Genomic DNA, 11,635 nt, shown 5'->3' with positions numbered 1-11,635 from the left:
CATTACTAAAAGATCTTCTTTATTTTTTGCCTATCTCAAAAAAAACACATATTCCAATATTAAAAAAAGCCGTTCACATCTTTTCCAAGAGCGATGGGAACAGCTTTTTTCAATATCTCAAGCTCTAGTTCTTTTTCTTTAAGTGCTTTGCGTAATTGTTTTACTTCCAATGAGTCTGGTAATGGCTTTGTATTAACCTTTGAAACTGGGTTTGATTTTTGACCAGCCCTCCATTTATAAATACGTTGCACCTGAATTCCTAGCTCATCTGCTAATTCTTTAATATTTTCTCGCTGATAATTTAATCGGACTGCTTCAGATTTAAATTCAGTACTTTAAACTCGTTCATTATTTAAGATATTTATTTTTGATTAAACAGTCTTAAAAACCTGTCCGAGTAAATGTAGTAGTTCCAAAACACGCTTTAGAGCTTTTAACATAATTGATGATTTTAACAGAGAGGTATTACATATAGAGATACATTTTTCTTTACCCAGCAATCGTATTGTATGGGTGCTTAATCACCTTATTAATAAAAAAGGGAAGCCTAAAAAAATAAAAATGGATAATGCCCCGGAGTTTATTCCCAAAATAACCGAAAACTGGAGCAAGATACATACTATAGAATTCAAGTACATACAGCTAGGAAAACTTACTCAAAATGCATTTATAAAAAGGTTCAACGTTAGTTATCTAAGGGGCGTACTTGATAAATATATTTTTGAAAACCTAGAACAAGTAAGAGAACAAACATAAATATGGATAGAAGATTATAACAATTACAGACCGCATGATGCTTTAGGCAAAATGCCACCTGTAAGATTTGCAAAACTTAATTCTTTTGGAGCTAGCTCCAAAAGAATGAAAAACAATAGCTTTATAGAAATTTTAGAAAAACAAGCAGTTCTAATTAGGGGAAGCTTACAATATCCTATACTTATTCTTAAACTTGATTTCAATTAACAATTGTTGTAGTTCTTGAATTTGAATTAACATCATTTCAACATCTCCTTTTGTAGCAGGTAACGATTTTGGATTGAGTATTTTCTTCATTCCATACACAGCAGTATCTGATAGTAAATTACTAACAACCGTATTCGTCATACTCTTAGTATCAAATACTTTTTCTTCTTTTTTTAATAGGGTTTTGAGTTTAGAATCTAGTTCTTTGGGTACCAGTTGAGTTGTTGTTTGGGGTTCTATAACACCTAATTTATCAGTATTCTTTTTATAGCTACCTGAAACATATTCGTACCGATTTCTTTTATAACATGCCATGGTTCTACAACTTGCGCTACAATACCCTTGATTTCTTCTTTTCCTGATAAAAGCTTCTTTACAATGCCTACAATTTATCTTCATAGTTTATTTTATACTTTTTTGAGGCTATAAAACGTTAAATTTTATTCAATTTAACGTTTTGTGAAATAGACAAAAAAATAAAGACCAATCTTTCAATAAGTCTTTATTTTGGTTTTACTTCTTGTTAAAAACATTCTTTAGTAAGTATTGAATAGCATCTTCTTTGGTTAAAACAGGTTTCTTTACCTTTTTAATTTGAAGTGTGTTGATGCTAAATTCTTTTTGTAGTAATTCAAACAATGCTTTTTGCTCTTCCCTTGGAAGTGCTTTAACCACTTGATATACTACTTGTGCGTTCAATATTACTTTTTTGCTTTAAAACTGAATTAAAGCACAATAGTAATAGCTTCTAATATAACCCTGTCACGTTTTGCAAGGATTCAAGAAGATTTGCAAGGTTTTGCTACTTTTTGCAACGATTTGCCAAGTTTCTAAGACCTATTTTATCAATGAAGAATAATCTTGTGGCAATTCTGCATCTATATCTCTTAGATATTTATCTAAGGCTGTAATGGTAGTATGTCCTGTAATCAGCATCAGTTTGCTTTTTGTTTCAAAAGGAGAGTTTGTTTTTCGTAGTTCTCTATATAATTTAGTAATAAAAGTATGTCGAAAACTGTACAAACCATATTCATTTCCTAATTTAAAATAATCTTTGATTTTCTTAAAACGTTTGGTAAAGTAATCTCGTTTGTTACTTTCTTCAATATCCCACGCTCCTCCTATTTCGTTTTGTGTAAATAAAAATGATTTTGCGCTTTTTTGCGTAAGGTCTGGAAGTTGTTTTAGTAATATATCAGGGATAATTTTAATTTTTACAGGACTGTTCTTTGCTTTTACATATAGCTTTTTGTCCTTGACATCAATATCTTCAACCTTCAATCTACACACTTCAATTGGACGTAAAAAGTTGTACGATATAAACTGAATAAATAATAGTAAGTGTTTATCGTTGTCTTCTAAATACTCATAAATATCTTTTTGAAGTTGAGGTGTATAGGTTTTGTTTCTTTTTGGAATTGATTTAAGAACATTTATCTTCTTAACGTAATTTTCTGTAATGAGTTCGTTGTCTTCTAAAATTTGAAATAACGAACTGATGTCTGTTCTTGTGTTATTTCTATTTCTTGCACTTGAGTTTTGCAAAACTTCATTTAGATATTCAATAATCAGTTTTTTATTTAAAGAGTTGATAGACTGTTTTTCATACCCTTTTGTATTTAACCATTTTGAAAAACGATGAATTCGACTCTTATATTTCGTATAAGAATTTTTGTTCATCAATTTTTCTTTTAAACGTAACCCGAGTTCAAAAGCTTTAACAATAGAGATTTCTTCAAACTCTGCTATTGTTTCTGAATTAATTTGCGCTTTTTGCGTTTTTTCTTGCGCTATTTTTGCGTCGACAATAGTAACATCAGAAATAGTATTCTCGTTAGCATCACTAAACAATTGGGCTTCTAATTCCGAATTATCTTGATAAGGATTAAAGCCTGCTTGAAGTAATTTCAACAAGGCTTCTTTCATTGTTTTTAAAAAAGCTATACGTTCCCTTTTTGTCTTTAATTTGTTTACGCCTGCTTTGATGTAAGGTTGACGTTTTAATTTTAAAGTTTCGGGATTTCTGTAAGAATAATATATAAACCAATCTCTACTTAATGCTGTTTTTTGTTCAGATTTCGTCAATTTCGACCACTCTGAAATCAGCACGCCACCAGTGTAAATTTTAGGTTCTGTAAAGTTCAATTTCATCTCAAAAGTGTTTACGGTAGTGTTTACGGCACGTAAAAGTAACAAAGTTAAAGACATAAAAAAACGGATTGTCGTAAACAATCCGTTAGTTTTCAATTCTTTAGCTCTGTAGCGGGAACAGGACTCGAACCTGTGACCTTCGGGTTATGAGCCCGACGAGCTGCCTACTGCTCTATCCCGCGATTTGGACTGCAAACATACCACCTTTTCTCTCTTCTATCCAAATGAAATCTACTTTATTTTCAGTAAAAACAGCTAAGTATCCTAAAAACAGTCAACTAAAAAATTCATTCTTGTAACCCAAAACAACTTATCTTTGCAGTATGACACATAAAGCAGGATTTGTAAACATCATAGGTAATCCAAATGTTGGAAAATCAACCTTAATGAATGCCTTAGTTGGTGAAAAATTATCAATCATTACCTCTAAAGCACAAACAACCAGACATCGCATTTTAGGAATTGTTAATGGAGAGGATTACCAAATAGTATTCTCAGATACTCCTGGAATTATTAAACCAGCCTATGAATTACAAGAATCTATGATGGATTTTGTAAAATCTGCTTTTGAAGATGCCGATGTACTTATTTATATGGTTGAAGTAGGTGAAAAAGAATTAAAAAACGAAGCCTTCTTTAATAAAATAATCAATAGTAAAATACCTGTTATTTTATTACTGAACAAAATTGACAAATCGAGTCAAGAGGAAGTTCAAGAAAAAATTGAATACTGGAAAAAGAAAGTTCCAAGTTCTTTCGTCTATGTAATTTCTGCCTTAGAAAACTTTAATGTAGAAACTGTATTTTATAAAATTATAGAGCTATTACCCGATGCTCCTCCTTTTTACCCGAAAGATCAGTTAACTGATAAACCAGAACGTTTCTTTGTAAATGAAACAATTCGAGAAAAAATTCTTCAACAATATAAAAAAGAGATACCTTACTCTGTAGAAGTAGAAACAGAGAGTTTTATTGAAGAAGAAGATATTATCAAAATTCGATCTGTTATTATGGTTGAAAGAGATACTCAAAAAGGAATTATTATTGGTCACAAAGGAAATGCCATTAAAAGAGTGGGTACCGATGCTCGTAAAGACTTACAACACTTTTTTGACAAGAAAGTATTTTTAGATTTACATGTAAAAGTAAATAAGAACTGGCGTTCGAATGAGCGACAATTAAGAAGGTTTGGTTATAAAGATTAATTACCAACCTTTTTTAATAATTGTAACGTAAAAGCTTTTAATTCATCCATTTGTTTTTGTCCGGTAGACTTTCCCAGTCTTCCTAAAAAATATAAAGTAACCCATATAATTGGGAGTACAATTAACATAACCACTGGAAAGAAGATATCCTTATCTAATGACCAATTAGAATAGGCAATAATTCCAAATATGATAAAAGCAGTTGCTACTCCAAAATGAATAAACATAAACAAACTCCATACCCCGGGTTTAGGACCGAACAACCCTTTAAGTTTTGATGCATTCTCCTCCATCGGTTCCACTTCAACATGTAGTTGTGGTGACCAAAAATGCTCGTCCTTTTCTGGTACATCTACTACCAAATGATTATCTACAATCTTTGTTCTATATTTTGCCTCTTCTTGTAACTGTGTTGCTACCTTTGAAATTAAAATATCAGCATTCATTTTAAAGTCAATTTGAAATCGAGGTTTTAAAAAAATTTGATTGTAAATTTTATCATCCATTGTTTAAAATTTGCCTAACAATGTACAAAAAAACATCCTACCAAATTAAACACAGTTAATCTTATTGTAAGTTGTATCTTTGCACAAATTTTTGCAGAAATGAGTAGTATTGTTGCCATAGTAGGAAGGCCAAATGTAGGAAAGTCAACATTTTTTAACCGATTAGTAAAGCGTAGAGAAGCTATTGTAGATTCTGTAAGTGGTGTTACTCGTGATAGACACTATGGAAAAACAGAATGGAATGGAAAAGAATTCTCTGTAATTGATACTGGTGGATATGTTGTTGGATCGGACGATATTTTTGAAGGAGAAATTAGAAAGCAAGTCCAATTAGCTATTGATGAAGCAGATATCATTGTTTTTGTGGTGGATGTTGAACAAGGAATTACGCCAATGGATCAAGCCGTGGCTAAAATTCTTCGTCAGGTTGAAAAACCTTTATTTATGGCCGTAAATAAGGTAGACAATGCTATGCGTGATGCTGATGCTGTAGAATTTTACAATTTAGGATTAGGTGACTATTTTACTATTTCATCTATTAATGGAAGTGGAACTGGTGAATTATTAGACGCCATTGTTGAAGAGATTCCAGAACCACTTGATGATGAAGAACAACAAGATGAACTACCTCGTTTTGCGATTGTTGGACGACCAAATGCAGGGAAATCATCTTTTATTAATGCTCTTATTGGTGAAGATAGAAATATTGTAACCAATATTGCAGGTACTACAAGAGACACTATTGACACCAAATACAATCGTTTTGGATTTGAATTCAACTTAGTAGATACTGCCGGAATTCGTAAAAAATCTAAAGTAAAAGAAGATTTAGAGTTCTACTCAGTTATGCGTGCAGTTCGTGCTATTGAACACTGTGATGTTGCAGTACTCGTAATTGATGCCACAAGAGGATTTGAAGGACAAGATGAAAAAATATTCTGGTTAGCAGAAAAAAACAGAAAAGGTGTTGTTATATTGGTAAATAAGTGGGATTTAGTTGAAAAGGAAACCAATACTATGCGTGATTTTGAAAACGAAGTGCGTAAGAAAATTGCTCCTTTTACAGATGTGCCAATTGTATTTATTTCTGCATTGACCAAACAACGTATTTTTAAGGCAATCGAAACTGCTGTTCAAGTGCATGAAAACAGGTCTAGAAAAATACAAACGAGTAAATTGAACGAAACAATGTTAGACATTGTTCAAAACTTCCCGCCACCAGCAACAAAAGGTAAGTTTATAAAAATTAAATATTGTATGCAATTACCAACGCATACACCTCAATTTGCATTCTTTGCCAATTTACCTCAATACATTAAAGATCCGTATAAACGTTTTGTAGAAAATAAATTACGCGAGCATTATGATTTTAATGGTGTTCCAATTGGAATTTATTTTAGACAGAAATAATAAAAAGTTTAACAATATTTAAACTTTCTTTCTAGTAGTTTTTTCTTTTTTTTGACGCTTGGAAAAAATAGCTCTCAAAAACTATGAAAAAACTACTACTCATTTTCAATTTATTACTTGCTACAAGTTTGTTTTCACAATCTTACCAGTTTAAAATTTCTGGAAAAATTGAATCAGAAAAGGAACACAGTCCCATTGAAGCTGCTACAGTTCACTTAGAAAAAGCAAAAGACAGTGCGGTAATTTCTTACACCATTTCTAACGAACAAGGTAATTTTTCTTTAACTGGAAAATCATTTCATAAAGATGTAAAACTGTTTGTTTCATTTGTTGGAATGGACAATTACAGTAAAACAATTGCCTTAGATCAAAACCCAGTGGTTAATCTTGGTACGATCACTTTAAAAAATGAAACTAATTTACTAAATGAAGTGGTGGTTAAATCAAGAGCTCCCATTACCATAAAAAAAGATACTTTAGAATTTAACGTAAAGTCTTTTAAAACAAAAAAAGACGCCAATGTTGAAGATTTATTAAAAAAGCTTCCAGGTGTTGAAGTTGATGAAGAAGGAAAAATTACCGTAAACGGTAAACCTGTAAATAAGATTTTAGTGAATGGGAAACCTTTTTTTGGTAACGACCCATCAATTACAACTAAAAATCTTTCCAAAGAAATTATTGAAAAAGTTCAAATTACCGATACCAAATCAAAATCGGAAGCTTTTACTGGTGAAAAAGGAGATGCAAATAACAAAACGATTAACCTTACTATAAAAAAAGAAAACAATAAAGGATGGTTTGGTAGAGTTTCAGCAGGTGCCGGAACAGATGAACGTTTTGAAGGAGCTACCATGGTTAATAGATTCGATAACAATACTAGAGTTAGTGTTTTAGCCAGCACAAACAATATCAATTCTCCTGGTTTTAGTTTTGGAGAAATTCAAAAAATGTTTGGAGGAGGAAACTCTTCTGTGTGGTTTGGTGGTAACGGTGGATTTAGTATCAACGGACGTAGATTTGGTGGTGGATCTGGAATTATAAAATCTAAAACTGCAGGAGCTACTTATGCTGACCAATATGGAAAAGGAGTAGATGTAAATGCAAATTACTTCTTTTCAGGAAGTAGTTCTTTTGATAACTCTAAAAATAATAGAGAATACAATTTAACAGATAGAACTTATTTTACAAATGCTACTTCCAACTCAAATGACGAAAATGAAAATCATAGCATCAATGCAGATTTTGATATAGAAATAGATTCTACATTTTTAATCAACATATCCCCTTCCTTTATTTTAAACAAAAGGAAAGGAAACTTCTCTAGAGATGAAGAATCTTTAGATGAAAATAGAGTTTTAACCAATAACTTTACAAGTAACGCTTATACGGAAGCTGATGCTAAAAACTTCAGAAATGAAATTGGTATCACTAAAAAAATAGGTAAAAAAGGTGCCTTCTTAAAAGCTTCTTTAGTAAATCAAATTGATCAATCAGATTCTGAAGAGTTGTTTAGTTCGACAAGAGAAATTTTCGGAACAACTCCAAGCATCGAAAACAGAAATCAAAAAAGCACTATTGACGAAAACTTTGATAGGATTCAAACACAATTCACTTTTCGTTTGCCATTAATTGCTAAGAAATTCTTCTTAGACACCAAATATCAATATCAAAATAACGAACGAGAAAATATCGAAAACACCTTCGACTTTAATACAACTACGCAAACTTATAGCGATTTTAACTCAGACCTAAGTTCTAACTTTACTTATAAAGACATTACAAAAACTCCAGCCATGGAATTAGTATATCGTGAGAAGAAATGGCGTTTTAATTTTGAGTTGGGATTGGTGAATAGAACATTAGAAAATATTGACGAACTAAGACCTCAACTTAGCTTAAGGAGAAGTTTTGATAACTTGAGAGTTGATGCTGGGTTTAGATATCGTTTCGACTCAAAAGCTTCTATCTATTTCGATTATAATATCGACAACAGAGCTCCCTCTTTAAATCAATTACAGCCATTTGCTGATGTAAGTAATCCAACAAATATTATAACAGGTAACCCTGAATTAAAGCCATCACAAAGCCATAGAGCCTATATTAACTTTAATAAATATAATTGGCGTGCACGTACGGGTATGTTCTTCTATTTAAGTGGAACCTTACGTAATAACCAAATTGTTTCAAGTTCTAGCATTGATGATAACTTAATTAGAACAACAACCTATAGAAACACCGATGGTGGATACGATGTTTGGGGAGGTGGTTCTTATAGTAAGAAAATTCAATTAGACTCGATTAATAGTATTAAAGTTAGAGTCGGCGCTAGTTTAAATTCATACAAAAACGTTAGCTTTTTTAACGATATTAAAAACAGCGCAAAAACAAACTCTATTAGTCCTAGTTTAGGTTTCTCATATGAAATAGAAAATGTGTTAAGCATAGAACCTAGATATGAGATTTCTTTTTCAAAGACCAGTTTTGAAAATAGCGTAAGTCAAGAACAAAGTTTTACAAGACATTCTTTAAGAATAAGAACTAGAACTAGTGTACCTAAAAAGTTAGAATGGAGAAATGACATTCGTTATTCTTACAACCCAGATGTAATTGGATTTAACAAGTCGGCTTGGTTTTGGAACGCTACCCTAGCCTACTCTATACTTAACGACAAGGCATCTATTACTCTAAAAGCTTATGATTTATTGAATCAAAACAATAATGTAAGAAGAAGAGCAACCTTAAACTACATCGAAGATTCTGAAAGTACAGTTTTACAACAATACTTTATGCTTGGTTTTAGCTGGAAGTTTAATAGTTTAGGTAAAAAAGGAAAAATTAGAAATTATGATTTCTATAATTAAAACAAAAACCGCTTTTAAAGCGGTTTTTTTATGCTTCAAAGCAAGGAAAACTGCACTATTACGACCAATTATCAACTATTTTGTAAATTTGCAATAAAAAGAACCAAGGGGAATCATGAAAATATTATCTGCTTCAGACACTATTAACTTAGAATTACCATTGCAGCTTAACGTTAGCTTTAGCAAGGTATACGACATGATTAAAGAGTACGCTAGTGAGCAATCGAAAGATCATCCTTTTTATGCTTCAGCTAATATTATGGTTGAAAGAGTAGAAAAGCATCCTGAACTAATCGAAGGCTTTTCTGACTTATCATTACTTGAAGAGCATAAAGAAATTATAGAATTTTTGTTAGACGGATTATTCCCAATCGCTTTAACCAATAATGAAATTAAAGCGGCTACCATTCCTTTTTCTTTCACCTCATTCAAGTTTACACAACGATTTGAAAGTATTCTAAAAAACGCAGGTGACAATTACGAATTTAGAGTACGTAATTTTGAAGACGATGTAATGTATATTCATGCTTGTACTTTAATATTAGCATATCACTACAATTACCATATTGATTTAAAAAGGCCTTTCTTTTTTGATATTCCAGATACAGTTCAAAATATAACCAAATATTACAGGGTAGCGTTCAATGGTGATTTTATGGATATTTATCCTACAGAAAATGCACCAAAGATTACGGAAGATGACATCAAGATTTTGTTAGACAATTTTGACAACATTGATATTTGGAAAGAAAAATTCCCGCCGCAGAGTTATGTTTTTAAAGGTTTTGGAATTATGAATCTATTTGATGTGAGTGCAGATGAAACTATTTCTGCCATTCAAAATGATTTATTGAGAGCTGATGAAAACTTAATTGTTGATTTACAACAACACTTAGGTGAATTTTTCAATGTAAAAGACTTACGAATTGGATATTCAATGTTTGATGAAACCATGAACAATTTGGCTTCTTCAAGATTGCGAAAATCTCAAAGTTTGATCTTAAAAGTAGACCACGATGTTTCTTGCTCCAACGATAATTTCTTTTGTCAGGGAATCATTCATAGAGTTTTTAACGAAAAACAGGCTATTGCCATTTCAGACGTAGAGAAATATGGTAAAGATTCTAACTACAACGAGTTTTACTTAAATCTTAAAAGAGAAAATATTGGAAGTATTATTCTTTTGCCAATTCAAGCATCAAAAGAGACTAAAGAAATAGCTATTTTGGAAATTGCTTCACCGAGACCCTATGAACTCAACTCTTTAAATCAAAACAAACTAAAAGATTTAATTCCGGTTTTTAAATCTGCAATTAAACGTGCTTCAGAAGAACACATGAATACACTTGAAGCGACTATTCAAGAGCATTATACGTCAATACACCCTACGGTTAAATGGCGTTTTTATGAAGCTGCAGAAAAATATCAAAAGGATATATTAGATAAAAAGGAAAATATTAAAATAGAAAACATTGTTTTTAATAATGTATACCCATTGTATGGTCAATCAGACATTAAAGGCTCATCAATCGCCAGAAATGATGCAATTAAAGATGATTTAACCACACAGCTTACTTTAGCTATTTCTGTTTTAAAGGAAGCTCTTAAGGCTGAATTTTTACCTATTTACGATGAATTAATGTTTAGAGTTTCTGAATACTTAACAGACGTAAAAGAAGGATTGAAAGCAGGTGATGAAATTGGTATTTTAGATTTCTTAAAACGTGAAATTTATCCTGTTTTCAACCATATTAAAGAGATTAATTCAGAATTAAATGCTTTAGTACAAACTTATATGAATCGTATAGACGATCATTTACATGTAGTGTACGAAAAAAGAAAAAATTACGAGCATAGTGTAACTCTTCTAAATGATAAACTAGCCAAGTTTATTGATAAAAAACAAGAAGACGCACAAAAAATGTTCCCACACTATTTTGAACGTTATAAAACGGACGGTGTTGAATATAATATGTATATCGGACAATCATTAACTAGTGAACAAAAGTTCGATGATTTATATTTATACAACTTACGTTTATGGCAATTACAACTAATGTGCGAAATGGAAAACGTAGCTTTTAAAGCTACCAATGAAATGGAACATAAATTAAGAGTTGCTTCACTAATTCTAGTACACAGCAATCCTTTAGCTATTAAGTTTAGAATGGACGAAAAGCAATTTGATGTTGATGGAGCCTATAATATTCGTTATGAAATTATCAAGAAACGAATAGACAAAGCTCACATTAAAGGAACCGATGAACGATTAACCATTCCTGGTAAAATTGCCATTGTATATTCTCAAGATAAAGACGCAAGAGAATACATAAAATACATCAACTATTTACAATCTAAAAACCTACTAGGAGAAGTAGAAACGCTTGATATTGAAGACTTACAAGGAGTGTCTGGTTTAAAAGCTCTAAGAGTAGAAGTTATTTATCATAAAGATTTTGACGATAAAAAAACGATTACCATTGATGAGTTAATGGAAGAGTTTAAATCATAAAAGAAAAAGCGACGGTATCGTCGCTTT

7 protein-coding genes, 1 tRNA gene and 3 pseudogenes are annotated in these 11,635 nt (G+C 31.4%); 5 read left to right on the top strand and 6 right to left on the bottom strand.

What is annotated here, in order from left to right; translation table 11 throughout:
• Nucleotides 1-59: 59 nt before the first annotated feature.
• Nucleotides 60-323, bottom strand: a pseudogene (locus tag ABNT22_RS03705) (transposase); the annotation flags it as partial.
• A gap of 85 nt (nucleotides 324-408) precedes the next feature.
• Here ABNT22_RS03705 and ABNT22_RS03700 point away from each other — a divergent pair.
• A pseudogene (locus ABNT22_RS03700) lies at nucleotides 409-894 on the top strand (integrase core domain-containing protein); the annotation flags it as partial.
• Nucleotides 895-921: 27 nt separating this feature from the next.
• Here the strand turns inward: ABNT22_RS03700 and ABNT22_RS03695 are convergent.
• The 4 genes from ABNT22_RS03695 to ABNT22_RS03680 all read right to left on the bottom strand — a co-directional run bounded on the left by ABNT22_RS03695 (nucleotide 922) and on the right by ABNT22_RS03680 (nucleotide 3,296).
• Nucleotides 922-1,362 (bottom strand): hypothetical protein, encoded by a 441-nt coding sequence (locus ABNT22_RS03695; protein WP_086031723.1) that lies wholly within the window; start codon nucleotides 1,360-1,362, stop codon nucleotides 922-924.
• A gap of 114 nt (nucleotides 1,363-1,476) precedes the next feature.
• Entirely contained in the window at nucleotides 1,477-1,662 is a 186-nt protein-coding gene (locus ABNT22_RS03690) for a hypothetical protein (protein ID WP_086031724.1), read from the bottom strand.
• Nucleotides 1,663-1,800: 138 nt separating this feature from the next.
• Nucleotides 1,801-3,171, bottom strand: a complete 1,371-nt coding sequence (locus tag ABNT22_RS03685; RefSeq protein WP_086031725.1) for a tyrosine-type recombinase/integrase — start codon at nucleotides 3,169-3,171, stop codon at nucleotides 1,801-1,803.
• A gap of 52 nt (nucleotides 3,172-3,223) precedes the next feature.
• Nucleotides 3,224-3,296, bottom strand: a tRNA-Met gene (locus ABNT22_RS03680).
• Between the two features lie 132 nt (nucleotides 3,297-3,428).
• Here ABNT22_RS03680 and era point away from each other — a divergent pair.
• A pseudogene (gene era / locus ABNT22_RS03675) lies at nucleotides 3,429-4,319 on the top strand (GTPase Era); the annotation flags it as partial.
• Here the strand turns inward: era and ABNT22_RS03670 are convergent.
• The gene (locus ABNT22_RS03670; RefSeq protein ID WP_348716657.1) at nucleotides 4,316-4,825 is read right to left on the bottom strand and encodes a GTP-binding protein; all 510 of its coding nucleotides are present in this window, start codon (nucleotides 4,823-4,825) and stop codon (nucleotides 4,316-4,318) included. The pseudogene era and the gene ABNT22_RS03670 overlap by 4 nt on opposite strands.
• Before the next feature lie 99 nt (nucleotides 4,826-4,924).
• On the opposite strand from ABNT22_RS03670, the gene der reads away from it, so the two are divergent.
• The 3 genes from der (at nucleotide 4,925) to ABNT22_RS03655 (ending at nucleotide 11,608) form a co-directional block, all read left to right on the top strand.
• The gene (der, locus tag ABNT22_RS03665; RefSeq protein ID WP_348716655.1) at nucleotides 4,925-6,235 is read left to right on the top strand and encodes a ribosome biogenesis GTPase Der; all 1,311 of its coding nucleotides are present in this window, start codon (nucleotides 4,925-4,927) and stop codon (nucleotides 6,233-6,235) included.
• Nucleotides 6,236-6,318: 83 nt separating this feature from the next.
• Nucleotides 6,319-9,096 (top strand): outer membrane beta-barrel protein, encoded by a 2,778-nt coding sequence (locus ABNT22_RS03660; protein WP_348716653.1) that lies wholly within the window; start codon nucleotides 6,319-6,321, stop codon nucleotides 9,094-9,096.
• Nucleotides 9,097-9,211: 115 nt separating this feature from the next.
• Nucleotides 9,212-11,608 carry a GAF domain-containing protein gene (locus ABNT22_RS03655; protein WP_348716651.1) on the top strand — a complete coding sequence of 799 codons (2,397 nt, stop codon included), beginning with the start codon at nucleotides 9,212-9,214 and terminating at the stop codon, nucleotides 11,606-11,608.
• Nucleotides 11,609-11,635 lie beyond the last annotated feature (27 nt).

This window comes from Tenacibaculum sp. 190130A14a, assembly GCF_964048965.1.
In the GTDB taxonomy this organism is placed as follows: Bacteria; Bacteroidota; Bacteroidia; order Flavobacteriales; family Flavobacteriaceae; genus Polaribacter; species Polaribacter polynesiense.
This window is presented reverse-complemented; position numbering and strand designations above follow the sequence as displayed.